This is a genomic window from Variovorax sp. GW821-FHT10C12, from assembly GCF_059415405.1.
This window is the reverse complement of record NZ_JBWKNE010000001.1, coordinates 2,105,423-2,122,390: the sequence shown is the minus strand read 5'-3', so window position 1 is coordinate 2,122,390 and position 16,968 is coordinate 2,105,423. Positions and strand designations below refer to the sequence as shown.

Here is a 16,968-nt window from a genome sequence, read left to right as displayed (position 1 = left end):
GTCACCCCTTGCGCAGCCAGCTGCCGAGTGCGCCGAGCAGCCCGCCGCGCTGTGCATGCGCGGCCGTGCCGGCGGCCAGGTCGGCGAGGTCCGGGGGCACGCCGTGCGCCGTACCGGGCGCCGAAGAGGCGATCTGCCCGAGGTTCTCGAACAGGTAGCGGCGCGGCTCCACGCGGTGCCCCAGCGTCTGCGCCGCCTGCTGCACGGCGCGCAGCACCAGCAGCGAGTCGCCGCCGAGGTCGAAGAAGTTGTCGCTGGCGCGGATCTCGTCGACGTCGATGCCGATCACGTCGGCCCAGATCTGGGCCAGCTGGGCGTGCTCGGGGCTGAGCAGTCCGGGCTTCGCCTCGCGCGCGGCGCCGTTGAGGGGCTCGGCCGGCGCACTCTTGTCCGCGTCGTCGGCCGCCAGCTTGTGCAGATAGCGCGCGCTGGCCGAGCCTTCGGTGCTGGCGATCTCGGCCAGCGTGGCGTTCGGGTGGTCGGCGACGCGGCCCAGCACCTCGAGGTAGCGCTCGCGCAGCTGGGCGCCGGTCTCGCGCAGGTACACGTCGGCGTTGTAGAGCAGCGCGCCTTCCAGGCCGTGCGGCTTGTCCATCAGCCACACGCCGACGTCGTCGGTGGCGCCGTGCTGCATCACGTGCACCTGGCGGGTCTGCAGGCTGCCGACGGTGCGCGCGCGCTCGCGGGCGTCCTGGAACGAGAACATCGCCTGGTAGGGCCCGGAGGCCTTGATCTGCCCCGCGTAGCCGGGCTCGGCCATCAGGCGCTCGAACGGCACCTGCTGGTGGTTCATCATCGACAGCAGCTCCTGCTTCACGTAGCGCATGAAGTCGGGCAGCGGCAGCGCCATGTCGACCGCGAGCGAGACCGGCAGCACGTTGCTGAAGAAGCCCATGACGTCTTCCGTCTCGGCCTGCTGGCGTCCGCGCACCGGGTTCGCGATGACGATGGTGTCGTTGCCGGTGGCCTGGGCCATGGTCAGCGCGTAGATGCCGAAGGTCAGCATGCTGAGCGTCACGTCCATGTCGCGTGCCACCTCGCGCAGCCGCTGCGTGCTCTGCAGGTCGATGTGGATCCAGTGCGCGCCACCCTGGCCGCTCTTGCCCGCGCGGCGCGGCATGTCGGTGCGGGGCGGGCGCACGGCCTTGGCACCCGCGAGCCGGCCGCGCCAGAACGCGAGCTGCTCTTCGCAGGCCGTTTCGGTCAGCCAGGTCTCGAGCCACTCGGCATAGTCGCCCTGGGTGGTGGCGAGCGCGGGCAGGTTGTGCGGACGGCCGCGTTCGGCGGCGTCGTAGAACGCAGCCAGTTCGCGCTGCATCAGGTCGAAGGACCAGCCGTCCCAGATCAGGTGGTGCGGCACGAACAGGAAGACGTGCTCGGTGTCGTCGAGCTGGAACAGGGTCGCGCGCATCATCGGCGCGCTGTGGATGTCGATCGGCCGGTCCGACAGCTCCTGCATCTGCTCGGCCAGCTCGGCCTCGCGCTGGTCCGCGGGCAGGCCGCGCAGGTCGACCAGCGGCAGGGCGAATTCCACCGACGCTGCGATCGATTGAATGGGCCGCCCCGTGTCCTCGTCGAAGCCGACGCAGGTGCGCAGCGTCGGCTGGCGGCGGATCATCTCGCGCAGCGCGCCTTCGAAGCGCGCGGCGTCGAGCTTGCCGGTGAGCCGCTGCGCCGAGGGCGCGTTGTAGACCGAGCGGCCCGTGTACAGCTGCTCCATGAAGCGGATGCGTTCCTGCGAAGGCGTGAGCGGCGCGCTGCGGCGATCGAGGTGGCAGGCAATGGGCGCCTGCAGGCCGACGCCCGCGCCCTGCAGGGCCTCGATGGCCGCGGCCAGCTTCTCGGCCGTGGGCGCCTCGAACAGCGCGCGCAGCGGCAGCGTGACCTGGAACTCGTGGCTCAGCAGCGTGGTGAGTCGCGCGGCCAGCAGCGAGTGGCCGCCCATGGTGAAGAAGTTGTCGTGCATGTCCAGGCCCGGCAGGCTCAGCACCTTCTCCATGACCGCGAGCACCTTGCGCTCGTGCGCGTTGCGCGGACCGGCGCCGCGCCGCACCTCGTCGCGCGCCACCGCTTGCGGCGGCGGCAGCGAGACGCGGTCGACCTTGCCGTTGGGCAGCGTGGGCAGCGCATCGAGCGTCACCACGTGCTGCGGCAGCATGAAGACCGGCAGGTGCTTGCGCAGGTGCACCATCAACGCATCGAGGTCGAAGCCACCGCCGGGCACCAGCGCCAGGTAGGCCACCAGGCGCACGTCGCCGGGGGTGTCCTCGCGGGCCACGACCACGCTGCGCGAGACACCGGCCGCTTCGCAGCAGCGCACCTCGATCTCGCCGGGCTCGATGCGGTAGCCGCGCACCTTGACCTGGAAGTCGAGCCGGCCCAGGTGGTCGAGCAGCCCGTCGTTGCGCCAGCGGCCGCGGTCGCCGGTGCGGTAGACCTTCTTGGTGGCGCCGAAGATGCGCACCGTGACGAAGCGCTCGGCGGTCAGCGCGGGGCGGTCGAGGTAGCCCAGCGAGACGCCTTCGCCCGCGATGCAGATTTCGCCGGGCACGCCGATCGGGCAGGGCTGCAGGTCGACGTCGAGGATCCAGATCTCGGTGTTGTCGACGGGCCTGCCGATCGACACGCCGCGCGAGGCGATCTCTTCGGGACGCACATGCCAGGCGGAGGAATACACCGTCGTCTCGGTCGGGCCGTAGCCGTTCCACAGGCCTTCCATGCGCTCACACAGCGCCAGCGCCATGCTCGGGCGCAGCGCCTCGCCGCCGGTCCAGCCGCGAAAACCGGGTGTGCCGCCGGCCCACTGGGCATCGAGCAGCAGTTGCCACATGCCGGGCGTGGCGTTCAGCAGCGTGATCTGTTCGTCGTCCAGCGCCTGCGACAGGCGGTTGCCGTCCATGGCGACCTCGCGCTGCACCATCACCAGCTCGGCGCCCGTCGCCAGCGGCAGCAGCAGGTCGGGCACCGCCATGTCGAACGACAGCGTGGTGACGGCGGCGATGCGGTCGGACGGGCCGATGCCCGATTCGCGCTGCATCCACTGCAGCAGGTGCGCCACGCCCCGATGGTGCGCAATGACGCCCTTGGGCAGGCCGGTGGAGCCCGAGGTGTAGATCACGTAGGCCGCGTCTTCGGAGCCGGGGTCGTCGCTGCTCGGCGGCAGGGCTTCGCCCGAGAGCTGGCGCCAGGCGGTGTCGCGATCGATCTCGAAGATGCGCTGGTCGGCGTCGACGCGCCAGTCGCGCGGCGCCACCGCGATGTCGGACGAGGTCAGCATCAGGGCGAGGGTGGCGTCGCTAGCGTAGTGGTCCAGCCGCGCCGGCGGGAATGCGGGGTCCAGTGGCACGTAGGACGCGCCCGCCTTGAGGATGCCCAGCATCGCGACGACCATCTCCAGGCTGCGTTCCAGGCACAGCCCCACGCGCTGCCCGCGGCCCACGCCGCGCGCGCGCAGCGCACGCGCCAGGCGGTTGGACAGCGCATCGAGTTCGCCGTAGCTGCAGCTGCGCGCGCCGTCGCGCACCGCCGGGCGGTGCGGCTGCTGCGGCACGCGCGCCACGAAGCCGGCGTGCGCCAGCGGCGCGCCGCGCAGCGGCACGCGCGCGGGCTGCAGCGCCAGCAGCGCACGCGCGGCGCCGGCGGACAGCACGTCGAGCCCGCCGATGGTGTCCTCGGGCTTGTGCGCGGCCGACTGCAGCACGCACTCGAACATGTCGAGCCAGCGCTGCACGCTTACGTCGTCGAACAGGTCGGTGTTGTATTGGGCCTCGACCTGCAGGCTGCCGGCGTGCGGACGCAGGTTCACAAACAGTTCGAAGTTCTCGTAGCGCCGGGCGATGGTGTCCTGCACCACGTCGAGCGTGGTGAAGGCCTGCGCGCTGCTCGCCACGTCGGGGTCGACGTTGAAGGACACGCTCACCAGCGGCAGCCGGCTCGGGTCGCGCTCGAGCGACAGCTGGCCCAGCAGCGCGCCGTAGGTCAGGGCCTGGTGATCGAAGGCGTCGAGCACGGCGGTGCTGCATTCGTCCATCAGCGCGTCGAAGCGCATGGCCGGGTGCGCGGCGATGCGCAGCGGCAACAGGTTCACGCAATGGCCGACCAGGCCGGGCACGTCGTGCGCGAGCTGGCCCGAGGTCGGGATGCCGACCACGATGTCTTCCTGCCCCGTGAGGCGGTGCAGCGTCGCGACGAAGCCGCTGAGCAGGCCCGTGAACAGGCTGACGCCGGCCTTGGTGCTCGCGATGCGCACGGCGCCCACCACGCGCCGGTCGAGCAGGCGTTCGGCGCGGCGCGAGTTGAAGGTGCGCACGGCCGGGCGGGGGCGGTCCAGCGGCAGGTCGAGCACCGGCTGCGTGGTGCCGGCAAAGCGCGCCAGCCAGTAGTCGATGTGCGCCTGCATCTCGGGGCTCGCGGCGGCGGCGGCTTCCTCGGCGGCGAAGTCCGCGAAGAGCGGTGCGGCCTTGAGCTTGAGCCCCACGCCGGTCTCCTCGGCATAGAGGTGGCCCAGCTGCTCGGTGATGACCGCCCACGACCAGCCGTCGCAGACCACGTGGTGCGCCGACATCACGAGCTCGTGCTCGTCATCGCCCAGGCGGTACAGCACGGCCCGGAACAGCGGCCCGTGTTCGAGCGGGAACGGCGTGCACACGGCGTCGTCGTGGGCCGCGTGCAGCGCCTGCGCGAGGGCTTCGGGCGCCAGCCCGCCCAGGTCGTGGCGGACCAGGTGGTTCCCGGTGGGCGGGCTGACCAGCATGAAGCTGCCGTCCGGCGAGATCGTGGCGCGCAGCGCCTGGTGGCGTTCGAGCAGCCGGTCGGTGGCGCGCGCCATGGCGTCGGCGTCGAGCGCGCCGCGCAGGCGCAGCACGACCGACTCGTTGTAGGCCATCGAGGCCTCGGGGCCCAGCGAGGCGCCGAGCCAGATTTCGCGCTGCGACTCGGTGGTCGCGATGATGCATTCGACGAGGCCACCGCTCGCGGTGGGCTTGAGTGCGGCGTTCATGCTGCAGCCTTTCCGTTGATGAGGCGCGCCTGCGAGGCGGCGTCTTCGGGCACGTACCAGTACGGCTGGCCGTCGCTGTCGCGGGCCAGCACGCTGCCGTCCTCGGCGGGCTGGTGCGCGTCGAAGCGGGTGGGGACGGGAGCGCGGCGCGGAAGGAAGCCGGATTCCTGCATCTCGGCGACCGACTCCTTGAAGGCGCGCTGCAGGAAGGCGATGTCCTCGGCGCTGTGCGCGCTCGTGAGGAAGCACGGGAAGTTGTCCAGGATGTGCACGCCGCGGCTGCGCATCATGGCGAACAGCAGGTCCTGCAGCGGCTGGTCTTCGAGCCAGCTCACGCGCCACAGCGACGCGAAATGGCGGATCTCGATCGGCGCGCCGACCTCCCGGCACCAGCCCGAGAGTTCCGTGGCCATGGCGGTCGTGCTCGCGTTGAGCCCGGCCTGCAGTGCGGGCCCGGCCTCCTTCAGGTGCGTGAGCGAGGCCTTGGCCGCGGCGAGCGCCAGCGGATGGCGCACGAAGGTGCCGGCGAAGTAGGTCACGCCCACGCCCGGGATCGAGTCGTCGCCGTACTGCCAGGCGCCGCCGTCGAGCGCGTCCATGAACTCGCGCTTGCCGGCGATCACGCCGACCGGAAAGCCGCCGCCGATCACCTTGCCGTAAGTGGCCAGGTCGGCGCGCACGCCGAACAGCTCCTGCGCGCCGCCCAGCGCGCTGCGAAAGCCGGTGATGACCTCGTCGAAGATGAGGCAGCAGCCGTTCTTCGCGGTGACGTCGCGCACGTCGTGCAGGAACTCGCGCGGCTGGAAGTCGGGGCGGCGGCTTTGCACCGGCTCGACCAGCACGGCCGCCAGGTCCGCGGCGTTGTCGCGGATGAAGGCCAGCGCCTCGGGCGTGCCGTAGTCGAGCACGCGGATGTCGCCGAACATGCCGCTCATCACGCCCGGCGCGGCCGACAGGCCCTTGCCGCCCTTGCCGGCGCGCACCAGCACTTCGTCGAAGGTGCCGTGGTAGGAGCCCGTGAAGGCCACCACCGTGCTGCGCCCGGTGACGGTGCGTGCGATGCGCAGCGCCGCCATCACGGCCTCAGAGCCGGTGTTGCACAGGCCGGCGCGTTCGCTGCCCGTGAGTTCGCAGATGAGGCGGGTCACGTCGGCCGCGAGCGGATGCTGCGGCCCGATCTCGTAGCCCGCGTCGAGCTGGGCCCGCACGGCGTCCTGCACGAAGTCGGGTTGCCAGCCGAACAGGTTCAGTCCGAAGCCGTTGAGCGCGTCGACGTACTCGTTGCCGTCGATGTCCCACATCTTCGAGCCCTTGGAGCGCTCGATCACGATCTGGTAGGTGATCTCCTTGGTCAGCGGGCGAAAGCCGTTGACCACGCGCGGGTCCGCCATGTGGGCGCGGTTGTCCTCGGTGAAGCGCTTGCTCTTTTGCGTGCGTTCGACATAGCGCCGCACGAAGGTCGCCAGCCGCGCCTTCTGCCGCGCGCTGGGTTCGGCGGTGCGCTGGGTGTGGATGCGGGCAATGGCACCGAAGGCCTTGTTGACGTCGTAGCGAAGCGGGGCTTCGGCGGGCGGCTGTGGTGGCTGCACGGCGGGCGCGGCCTCGGGTGCGACCGGCGCGGCCCCGCCGGACAGGAGCACGAGCTGCTGGCGCATCAGCTCCATCTGCTGCGCGATCACCTGGTTCAGCAGGCCGGTGGGCTGCGGGAGCCCTGGCGTTGGCATGGACGCCTGCACGGCGGGGGCCGCAGGCATGACGGGCGCGGCCACCGGCTCGGCCTCGGGCGGCAGGCTCTGCTGCAGGTACGCGGCCAGCGCGTCGAAGCTGCGGTAGTTCTCCATCAGCTGGCGGAAGCTCAGCTCGACCTTGAAGCGCTTCTTGATCTGCGTGGCGGCCTGCGTCAGCGTGAGCGAGTCCATGCCGATCTCGCCGAACGAGGCCTGGCCCTCGGCCTGCGCCATGTCGATGCCCGAGATGTCTTCGAAGAGGGCCCGCAATCGCGCGTCGATCGACGCCGCACGCGATGCATCGGGCGGCAGGGGAGAAGGCGCAGGCAGGTGAGGCGAGGGCGCTGCAGCGGTCACGATCGGCTCCAAGGAAACAGGCAAGGCGGGCGACACCGGCGCGGTGGGCGCGATGTCGACCCACAGGCGCTTGCGTTCGAACGGGTAGGTGGGCAGGCACACGCGCCGGGCGCCGGTGCGCGGTGCCAGCAGCGCGAGGTCGACCTCGGCGCCGCAGGTCCACAGGCGCGCGGCGGCCAGGCGCAGGGTGCGGGGCTCGTCGGCCGGCTCGCCGTGCAGCAGCGACACCGCCGCGACAAGGCCTGGCACGCGGTGCTGGCGCACCAGCGCGGCCAGCGTGTTGCGCGGACCGACCTCCACGAACACCGGATGGGGGGCGTCGTCCGCCGCGCTCTGCAATGCGGGCGAGAAGCGCACGGTGCCGCGCAGGTGCTGCGCCCAGTAGGCCGGGCTCGTGGCCTGCGCGTCTTCGAGCAGGCGGCCGGTGAACGTGGAGTAGATGGGAATCTGCGGCGCGTGCAGCACGACTTGGCCCACGAGCGCCTCGAAGGGCGCCACCGCGGCGTCCATCATGGCGGAGTGAAAGGCGTGCGAGGTCTGCAGCAGCCGGCAGGCGACGCCCTCGGCTTCGAGCGCGGCCTGGAGTTCGGCGATGGCCTCGGTGGGGCCGGCGGCCACGCAGGCGCCGGGTGCGTTCTCCGCGGCGAGCGAGACCCGGGGCGAGGACGCGAGCCGCGTGGCCAGCGCGTCCGCGCCCAGGCGCACCGACAGCATCGTTCCCGCGGGCTGGGCCTGCATGAGCGCGCCGCGGCGCGCAATGAGCCGGGCCGCGTCTTCCAGGCGCATCACGCCGGCGATCACGGCCGCGACGAATTCGCCGACGCTGTGGCCGATCAGCGCGTGCGGGCGCAGGCCCAGCGACAGCAGCCGCCGTGCAAGCGCGTACTCGAGCGTGAAGAGCGCGGGCTGCGTGACGGCCGTGGGCGCGAGCGCCTGCGGGTCGTCTGCGAACAGGCGCTCGCGCAGGTCGAAGTCGAGTGCGCCCTCGAAGGCGCGCAGGCAGTTGTCGAACGCGGCCGCGAACACCGGGTCGCCGGCATGCAGCGCGCGGCCCATGCCCGGGTACTGCGCGCCCTGGCCCGGGAACATCAGCACGGGCTGCGGCGCGCGCTCGGCGATCCGGTCGCTCACGCGCCAGGCCGTGTTCTCCGAGCGCAAGGCCTCGATGGCCTGCGCCGCATCGCCGGCCACCACGGCGCGGCGGAAGGCATGGGCCTTGCGGCCGACGCACAGGGTGAACGCCGCGTCGCCCAGGCAGAGCCCGGGCTGTTCTTCCAGGTGCGTCGCCAGCTGCTGCGTCGCGACCGCCAGCGCGGCCTCCGATCGGGCCGACAGCGCCAGCACATGGACGCCCGGTTGCGTGGTGCGTGCCTGACGCGCCGGCGCTTCCTCGAGCACGACGTGCGCGTTGGTGCCCCCGACACCGAACGAGCTGACCCCCGCGCGGCGTGGCTGCGCGGCCCGCGGCCACGGCTGCAGCTGGTTGCTGACATGGAACGGCGTGCGCGCGAAGTCGATCGCCGGGTTCGGTGCCGTGAAGTGCGCGGTGGGCGGAATCAGTTCGTGGTGCAGCGACAGCGCCGTCTTGATGAGGCCGGCGGCGCCCGCGGCCGTGACCATGTGGCCCACGTTGCTCTTGAGCGAGCCCAGCGTGCAGTAGCCCCGCGCGTCGGTGTGCTCGGCGTAGGCGACGGCCAGCGCCTCGACCTCGACCGGGTCGCCCATCGGCGTGGCCGTGCCGTGCGCTTCCACGTAGGAAATGCTGCGTGCGTCCACGTCCGCCGCGGCCAGCGCGGCGCGGATCACCGCCGCCTGGCCGTCCACGCTGGGCGCGGTGAAGCTGGCCTTGGCGCCGCCGTCGTTGTTGACGCAGGCGCTGCGCAGCACGGCATAGACGGTGTCGCCGTCGGCCTGCGCGTCGGACAGCCGCTTGAGCAGCACCACGGCGGCACCGTCGCTGAACACGGTGCCCTTGGCCTGCGCGTCGAAGCTGCGCGTGTGGCCGTCGGGCGAGAGCATCGAGCCCTCGTTGTAGAGGTAGCCGCTGCGCGGCGGGCAGGTGACCGAGGCGCCGCCCGCCAGCGCCATGTAGCACTGGCCCGTGCGCAGCGCGTGGAAGGCCTGGGCCACCGCGACCAGCGAGGTCGAGCACGCGGTGTTGACGCTCACCGCCGGCCCGCGCAGGTTGAGCCGGTTGGCCACGCGGGTGGTGATGTAGTCCTTCTCGTTGGCCAGCATCACCTGGAACTCGCCGACGGCCTCCACGAGGTCGGGCCGCGAGGCCACGTGGCGCTGGAAGTAGGTCGCGTTGTACGTGCCCGCGTACACGCCCACCGGGCCCGGCGCTTCGTCGGGCACGTAGCCCGCGCGCTCCAGGCATTCCCAGCAGATCTCGAGGAACACGCGGTGCTGAGGGTCCATGAGCGCGGCTTCCTTCGGGCCGATGCCGAAGAAGGCGGCATCGAAACCCTCGATGCCGTCGATCACGCCGCGTGCCCGCACGTAGGCCGGATCGCGGCGCAGCGACTCGCTGACGCCGGCGTCCAGGCTGGCGTCGTCGAAGAAGCTGACGGTGTCGCGCCCGGCGACGAGGTTGTCCCAGAACTGCTCCACATCGCCCGCGCCGGGGAAGCGACCGGCGGTGGCGATGAGAGCGATGGGCTCGGGGACGCGGGCGGCGTCCTCGCGCACGGGCACGGGGTGTGGCGCCTGCGGCGCCTCGCCGGCCGACTGCAACTGCGCCGCGATGGCGCCCGGCGTCGGGTGGCGGAAGAAGAGGTTGGTCGACAGCGGCGGCGCGCCCTCGCGCTGCAGGTCCGCCAGCACCTGCAGCACCAGCAGCGAGCTGCCGCCCAGGTCGAAGAAGTTGTCGTGACGCCCGGCCTTGTCGATGCCCAGGGCGCGCGCGAAGGCGTCGCACACCTGCTGCTCGAGCGCGTCGCGCGCGGCCTCGAAAGGCTGCGCGAGTTCGGGCCGCTCGGCGGCCGGCTCAGGCAGTGCGTTGCGGTCGAGCTTGCCGTTGGGCGTGACGGGGAGCTGCGCAAGCCACACCTGCGCCGACGGCAGCAGCGGCGCGGGCAGGCGGGCCGCCAGGTGCGCGCGCAGCGTGTCCCACGCCAGCTTCTGCGTGCGTGCGACCAGGTAGGCGACCAGCCGCAGTTGGCCGTCGCGACCGGGTCGCGCGACCACCGCGCACGATTGCACCGCGGGGTGCGCGAGGATGGCCGCCTCGACCTCGCCGGTCTCGATGCGGTGGCCGTGGATCTTGACCTGGCCGTCGATGCGGCCGATGAATTCGATCGTGCCGTCGGGCAGCCAGCGCGCGAGGTCGCCGGTGCGGTAGAGCCGCTCGCCGGGCGCGCCGAAGGGGTCGGGCACGAAGCGCGCAGCCGTGAGTTCGGGCTGGCCCAGGTAGCCGCGCGCCAGGCCGTGCCCGCCGATGCACAGCTCTCCCACGAGTCCGCTGGGCAGCAGCGCCAGCGTCGGGCTCAGCACGCGCAGCACGGTGTCCTTGATCGGGCGCCCGAGCGGCACCGAGCGCGGGCCCGCAGCGATCGCGGCGCGTTCGATGCGGTGGGTGGCCGCGAAGGTCGTGCACTCGGTCGGCCCGTAGCCGTTGCTGATGGTGAGCCCGGGGAGTGCGTCGAGCGCGCGCCGCACATGGGGTACCGACAGCGCCTCGCCGCCGGTGAACAGGTGCACCAGGCCCGCGAGGTGCTGCGGATCGCCGTCGATCACGGCGTTGAAGAGCGAGGCCGTGAGCCAGGCGGTGTGTACCTCGTGGCGGGCGATGGTGCGTGCAAGGCAGGCGCCGGTGGGTACCCGTTCGCCGTGGATCACGCAGCACCCGCCGTTGAGCAACGGCCCCCAGACTTCGAGCGTCGAGGCGTCGAAGGCGAGTGGTGCCGCATGCAGCATCGCGCGCCCTGGTGCGAAGTCGATGTAGTCGACGTCGACGACCAGCCGCAGGATGGCGCGATGGCCGATCTCGATGCCCTTGGGTACGCCGGTCGAGCCCGAGGTGTACATGAGGTACGCCAGCGATTCGCCGTCGATGGCGGGTGGCGTCCACGGCGCGGGGTCCGCGCTGTCTTCGGGCGCGTCGATGCGCACGGCGATGCGGGGGGCCGGCACGAGAGAGGCCAGTGCCTCGGTGGTCACGACCCGGGTCACGCCGGCCTGGTCGAACATGGCGGCGACCCGTTCGGGCGGGAAGTCGGTCGGCACCGGCACGTAGGCCGCGCCCGCCTTGAGGATGCCGAGCATGGCGACGATGGCGGCCATCGAGCGCTCGAACACCATCCCGACGGGGTCGCCCGCCTGCACGCCCGACCGCTGCAGGCGCTGTGCGAGCCGGTCGCTGCGCGCGTCGAGTTCGCCGTAGCGCATCGTCTCGTCGCCTTCCACCAGCGCCACGGCGTCGGGCGTGGTCGCGGCCCGGTGGCGGAACACGGCGGGCACGGTGAGCGACAGGTCGGGCGCGGCGGGCGGCGTGGTCCAGGTGGCGAGCTGGTCGTGGCGGTCGGCGTCGGGCAGGGCACGGATGCCGTGGAGTGCTGCGTCGGGGTGCGCCAGCAGATCGGCGGCGGTGTCGGCGATGGCAGCGAGCAGGCGGCTGGCGCAGGGCGCGTCCATCAGGCTCGCGTCGACGTCCAGGTGCAGGCTGGCGGGGAGCTCCGCCCGGGCTTCGAGCCGCAAGGGCAGTGGGGTGTCGCCGGTGGGAGGCGTGGTCCGGCGGGCGAGGTCGAGCTGGGTCAGCCACGCGCTCGCGGTGCCGGGCTGCGACGTCGGCATGCCTTGCGGCCCCGGCAGGGCCGCGCCCAGCCAGTGCGATTGCAGCAGCAACCAGGCACCCACGAAGAGCGTGTCGGGCAGGTACCCCGTGGTGCCCAGCGACGCGAGCCAGCGCTGCGCGAACCCGGTGTCGAGAGCCAGCGAGACGCCGAGCCGTTCGCCTGCCGCCGCGCGCGCAGGCGGCGAGACGAACAGGTCGCCCAGCGTGGCCTGCGAAGCCATGGTGGCCTCCGGCGACGAAGCAATGTGGGTGTCCATGCAATTGCCCGGCTGCAGACAGTGAATGAAAAATACAATTGAAGGGGTTGAATTGATTTCAATTGGATTTGGTTCTTGATTTGTTGCGATCCTAGGAACTTGGCAAGGCGTTTGTTTGGGTCTTTTCTGTTTGTTTACACTTTGATATAAATATTTCTGAATAGAACTACCTAAGCCATGACATTTGAGGTACCAAGGACATTTGTGGGGGGCGGTTTGTCACGCCTTTCTGAAGCTATAGCGGAACGTCAGTTCAAAAAAATGGCTGTTTCGTCTCCTTCGGTCGATACGCTTGAAAGTCTGAATCTCGGTATTAATGTCAGGTTAATTGCGAAATTAAGTCAAAAATGGAAGGATGAGATTGGATTTTTCGCAAATTGAGACAAACGGATGACATCGACATTCAGAAGCTGTAGGCTCAAATGGGGTAGGTTTTTTTCTTCGGAGAAAGAAAAAATCTGTCTTTCAATTTATTTGATTATTGAATTTTTAGTGCAATTGGAATTTATAGAAATTCAATTGAAAATGTTACTTTGATGCCTTGTCGGCGCTTGATTTTCAGTTTTTCATGACTGTTGAAGATAGATTTGATTGGTTGGGTGCCATCGTTTTTCTAAAAATTGGGAGCGGTGGCCAATGAGGTGATTTCTCCTCTGTCAGCATGCGGAGCACCCGGATGCCTCGCGGCAGCCGCCAGCGAAATTGGGGCGATCGGCGGCGTCATGGGCGCCGGAATTGATCCCGATTGATTTCCGTCGCACTGGCCGGAAGGTCCGAACCGGCCCCGGAGATCGACGCGCCGGGCCCGTCCGCAATTCACCGCCGCACCGCGGCGTGGATGGCGTTGCGGGGACGGTTCTTCAGGTCGGATGCCGGCTCTTTGTCGACGCCGATGCTCGGAACGCGCCCGGTCCCGGGCAGGCGTTTTGTCACGCTCGCAGGCGTACCGGGGCAGGGCGCATGCCCCCCTCGCAAAGGTGCGCTTGGCTCATGTGCGAAGGCACGTCGATGCCTAGACTGGCCCTGCCATGCATCGTCCACTGTGATCCTCCCTGTGCGGTGTGGGAGGGGCGAGGAAGCAGCAGCGTGCGTGGCCCTATTGCTGGAGCGCCTGGGCGAAGGTCTGCTGTCGGTGCGCACCGACGAGGCCTTTCGCCACGGGCCGCTTGCAGGCGCGTGAGAACGCGCTAGAACGAAGAGATGGAACGAAGGAGTGCAGCCATGGCCACCCAACCCGATCTTCCGTCTCCGATCACGCCCGACCTGCCGGTCGAGCCCGATGAAGGGCCGGAGCACGCGCCCGACGAGCCCACCGACCCCGAGCCGCCGCCCAGCGCGAGGTGAGAACAGCGCCCCTCGCGCCGCGCTAAGCTCGCGCGATGGATGAAGTCGATTGCGTCGTCATCGGCGCTGGCGTGGTGGGGCTGGCCGTGGCGCGTGCATTGGCGCTCGCGGGCCGGGAGGTGCTGGTGCTGGAGTCCGAAGGGGCGATCGGCACGGGAACGAGTTCGCGCAACAGCGAGGTGATCCATGCGGGCATCTACTACCCGCAGGGTTCGCTGAAAGCGACGCTGTGCGTGGAAGGACGCAAGGCTCTCTACAGCTACGCGCAGGCGCGCGGCGTGCCGCACAGCCGTTGCGGCAAGCTCATCGTGGCGACCTCCGCCGAACAGGTAGGCCAACTCGAGGTGATCCGCGCGAAGGCGGCGGCCAACGGGGTGGACGATCTGGTCCTGCTCACCGCGCAGCAAGCCCTCGCGATGGAACCGCAACTGCATTGCGTCGCGGCGCTGCATTCACCGAGCACGGGCATCGTCGACAGCCATGCGCTGATGCTGGGCCTGCTCGGCGACCTCGAGAACGCGGGCGGCATGCTGGCGCTCAAGTCGCCCATCGAACGTGCCGAAGGCGTGGACGGCGCGGTCGTGCTGATCGCCGCCGATGGCACGGTGCTGCGTTGTCGCACCGTGGTCAATGCGGCGGGGCTCGGTGCCCCGGCACTGGCGCGTCGTTTCGAAGGCATGCCGGCGTCGGCCGTGCCACGCGAGCACTTCGCCAAGGGCAACTACTTCACGCTCGCGGGCCGCGCACCTTTCGGCCGGCTCATCTATCCCGTGCCGGAACCGGGCGGGCTCGGCGTGCACCTGACGCTCGACCTCGGCGGGCAGGCCAAGTTCGGGCCCGATGTGCAATGGGTCGAGGCCGCCGACGACCTCGTGGTCGATCCGGCACGCGGCGAGCGCTTCTACGACGAGGTGCGCAGGTACTGGCCGGCGTTGCCCGATGGTGCGCTGATCCCCGGCTATGCGGGCATGCGTCCGAAGATCTCGGGGCCGGACGCGCCTGCGGCCGACTTCGTGATTGCGGGGCCCGCGTCGCATGGGGTGCCGGGGCTGGTCCATCTCTTCGGCATCGAGTCGCCGGGCCTCACCAGCTGCCTGGCCATCGGACGGCATGTCGCGGACCTGCTCGCCGAGGCCTGATGCATGCACTCGGGCACAACTGAGCACATCTGTCGCGCATGAGGGGCTTTCGAGCCTGTAACATGACAGCACGCCATATGCTGGCGTGAAGCCGCCGGCGCGGTGCCGGTGTCATCACGGAGGAAAGATTCCAATGAGTGCATCCAACAATCTTGAAGCAGCAGCCGAAGACATCGCAAGCGACGTGCGCGGCGTGCTGGCCAGCAAGGACCTGGATTCGGTTCCCCACATCAAGGCGCTGCGCCAACGCATCGACACCAAGCTCGCCATCGCGCGCGAGCTGGCTTCCGAAAAGAGCAAGCTGGCTGCCAAGAAGGCGCGCCAGGCGGCCACCGCCACCAACACCTACGCCCACGACGAACCTTGGCAGGTTGCCGGCGCCGCACTGGCGGTCGGCGTGCTGGTGGGTCTGTTGCTTGGCCGCCGCTGAGCGTCACTGCACCGGCCTGAGCGCGCACCGCCATCCCTTCGTTCGCCGTCGCCACGCTGTGGCCGGTGAGGGCGGAGGCGGCGCATGAGACTGCTGTCCCTGTTCGGGCTCGATGCCCGCATCCGCCGGTTGCGCATCGCCGCCGCCGAAGGTGCGCTGGCGGCCGAGGACCGGGTGCAGTTGCTGCGCATGGCCTGGGAGGACGAGAAGCAGCGCCTGAAGCTGACCCTCGTCCTGGTCGTCGCCGTGCTGGGGCTGACCACCGTCGCGGTGGCGCTGCTCTCGATGGCGGTGGTCGTGCATTACTGGGACACGCCGTACCGCGTCACCGCCGCCTGGGTGGTGGCCGGTGTCTGGGTGGTGCTGTGGCTGGCGGCCGTCATCGGCCTGATGCGCAGCCTGAGCAATGCTTCCAACAGCTTCGTTCCGACCTTTCAGGAGTTCGAGCGCGACTGGGCCTGGGTCCAGGACCGTTTCAACCTCGGCAAGGACCCGGAGCTGGACGACGAAGCACCGCGCCCGCCGCGCCCCGCCACGCGCGAAGAGCTGCTGGCCCGCATGGACCGTCAGCGCGAGCGCATCGCCACCCTGCAGGGCGGCCGCGAAACGCAGCCGGCCTCGGGCGAGCCTGCGAACGAGTCGGCTGCGGCCACGGCGTTGCGCATTGCACGCGAGCACCCGGTGGCTGCCGGGGTTGTCGCCGCTGCGGCCGTGGCGGTGATCCGCCCGAGGCGGCTGCTGCGCTGGGCCACGGTCATTGCGCCGGTGCTCTGGCGCATGCGCTGAGCCACCGGCAGCACGAAGAACCGGCTCAGGCCTTGCGGCGATCCTGCTGCAGCGCCTGGGCCGTTTCGCGGACCAGCCCGGGGCCGCGATAGATCAGGCCGGTGTAGATCTGCACCACGTCCGCGCCCGCGGCGATCTTGGCCTTGGCATCCGCCGCACTCAGGATGCCGCCCACCCCGATGATCGGAAAGTCCTTGCCCAGCGCCGCGCGCAGTTGCGCGATCACGCGGTTGCTGGCTTCGCGCACCGGCGCGCCCGAGAGGCCGCCGGCTTCCTGCGCGTGCGGCAGGCCTGCCACCGCGTCGCGCGCGAGCGTGGTGTTGGTGGCGATCACGCCGTCCATGCCGTGGCGCTGCAGCGTGGCGGCGATCACCGCGACCTGGGCGTCGTCGAGGTCGGGGGCGATCTTCACGAACAGCGGCGCGCGCTTGGCGTGGCGCGTGGCCAGCGCTTCACGCCGCTCGGCCACGGCGCCCAGCAGCGCGTCGAGCGCTTCGTCGCTTTGCAGCGAGCGCAGGTTGGTCGTGTTGGGGCTCGAGATGTTGATCGTCACGTAGTCCGCATGCGGGTAGACACCGTCCAGGCAGGCCAGGTAGTCGTCCACCGCGCGCTCGATCGGCGTGGCCGCGTTCTTGCCGATGTTCAGGCCCAGCAGCATGGGCGACTTGCCGCCGCTGGCCTGCTTGCGAAAGCGCGCCTTCTGCACGTTGGCCAGGAAGGCGTCGAGCCCTTCGTTGTTGAAGCCGAGGCGGTTGATCAGTGCGTCGCGCTGCGGCAGGCGGAACATACGCGGCTTCGGGTTGCCGGGCTGGCCCTTGGGCGTGACGGTGCCAACCTCGACGAAACCGAAGCCCATGGCCGCGAAGGCGTCGATGCAGCGTGCGTTCTTGTCCAGTCCGGCGGCCAGGCCGACGCGGTTGGGGAAATTCAGGCCTGCCAGCTGGATCGGGTCTTCGACGCGCGTCGCCGCGTAGGCGCAGGCCAATGGCGTGTTCTGTGTGCGGGCCAGCCCGTCGAGGGTGATTTCATGGGCGTGCTCGGGGTCGAAACCGAACAGAAAAGGGCGGGCCAGGCCATAGAGCGAAGAGGGCAACAGCAGGGGCATCGGATAATTCTCGACTTCAATGAGCCAAG

Annotated in this window: 8 protein-coding genes; 5 read left to right on the top strand and 3 right to left on the bottom strand. The window is 70.2% G+C overall.

The features are described 5' to 3' along the window. Position 1: 1 nt before the first annotated feature. Entirely contained in the window at positions 2-4,999 is a 4,998-nt protein-coding gene (locus tag AC07OH_RS10135; RefSeq protein ID WP_495300508.1) for an amino acid adenylation domain-containing protein, read from the bottom strand. Further along, positions 4,996-12,135, bottom strand: a complete 7,140-nt coding sequence (locus AC07OH_RS10130) for an amino acid adenylation domain-containing protein (RefSeq protein ID WP_495300507.1) — start codon at positions 12,133-12,135, stop codon at positions 4,996-4,998. Before AC07OH_RS10130 ends, AC07OH_RS10135 begins: the two co-directional genes overlap by 4 nt. A gap of 177 nt (positions 12,136-12,312) precedes the next feature. Between AC07OH_RS10130 and AC07OH_RS10125 the strand changes: the two genes are divergently transcribed. The 5 genes from AC07OH_RS10125 to AC07OH_RS10105 all read left to right on the top strand — a co-directional run bounded on the left by AC07OH_RS10125 (position 12,313) and on the right by AC07OH_RS10105 (position 15,834). Then, positions 12,313-12,516 (top strand): hypothetical protein, encoded by a 204-nt coding sequence (locus tag AC07OH_RS10125; RefSeq protein ID WP_495300506.1) that lies wholly within the window; start codon positions 12,313-12,315, stop codon positions 12,514-12,516. 840 nt (positions 12,517-13,356) lie between these two features. After that, positions 13,357-13,479: a hypothetical protein gene (locus AC07OH_RS10120; protein ID WP_062479916.1), complete on the top strand. Its 123-nt coding sequence runs from the start codon at positions 13,357-13,359 to the stop codon at positions 13,477-13,479. Between the two features lie 35 nt (positions 13,480-13,514). Next, entirely contained in the window at positions 13,515-14,618 is a 1,104-nt protein-coding gene (locus tag AC07OH_RS10115) for an NAD(P)/FAD-dependent oxidoreductase (RefSeq protein ID WP_495300505.1), read from the top strand. Positions 14,619-14,751: 133 nt separating this feature from the next. Continuing rightward, positions 14,752-15,048, top strand: a complete 297-nt coding sequence (locus AC07OH_RS10110) for a glycine zipper domain-containing protein (protein ID WP_056580064.1) — start codon at positions 14,752-14,754, stop codon at positions 15,046-15,048. A gap of 84 nt (positions 15,049-15,132) precedes the next feature. Further along, complete coding sequence (locus AC07OH_RS10105; RefSeq protein WP_495300504.1) at positions 15,133-15,834, top strand: phage holin family protein; 702 nt, start codon at positions 15,133-15,135, stop codon at positions 15,832-15,834. 25 nt (positions 15,835-15,859) lie between these two features. Here the strand turns inward: AC07OH_RS10105 and AC07OH_RS10100 are convergent, their stop codons facing one another. Then, positions 15,860-16,939: a quinone-dependent dihydroorotate dehydrogenase gene (locus tag AC07OH_RS10100; protein WP_495300503.1), complete on the bottom strand. Its 1,080-nt coding sequence runs from the start codon at positions 16,937-16,939 to the stop codon at positions 15,860-15,862. Between the last annotated feature and the right edge of the window lie 29 nt (positions 16,940-16,968).

Coding starts and splice junctions, on each gene's coding strand:
- AC07OH_RS10135 (WP_495300508.1), bottom strand. CDS start 4,999: ATGAACGCCGCACTCAAGCCCACCGCGAGCGGTGGCCTCGTCGAATGC.
- AC07OH_RS10130 (WP_495300507.1), bottom strand. CDS start 12,135: ATGGACACCCACATTGCTTCGTCGCCGGAGGCCACCATGGCTTCGCAG.
- AC07OH_RS10125 (WP_495300506.1), top strand. CDS start 12,313: ATGACATTTGAGGTACCAAGGACATTTGTGGGGGGCGGTTTGTCACGC.
- AC07OH_RS10120 (WP_062479916.1), top strand. CDS start 13,357: ATGGCCACCCAACCCGATCTTCCGTCTCCGATCACGCCCGACCTGCCG.
- AC07OH_RS10115 (WP_495300505.1), top strand. CDS start 13,515: ATGGATGAAGTCGATTGCGTCGTCATCGGCGCTGGCGTGGTGGGGCTG.
- AC07OH_RS10110 (WP_056580064.1), top strand. CDS start 14,752: ATGAGTGCATCCAACAATCTTGAAGCAGCAGCCGAAGACATCGCAAGC.
- AC07OH_RS10105 (WP_495300504.1), top strand. CDS start 15,133: ATGAGACTGCTGTCCCTGTTCGGGCTCGATGCCCGCATCCGCCGGTTG.
- AC07OH_RS10100 (WP_495300503.1), bottom strand. CDS start 16,939: ATGCCCCTGCTGTTGCCCTCTTCGCTCTATGGCCTGGCCCGCCCTTTT.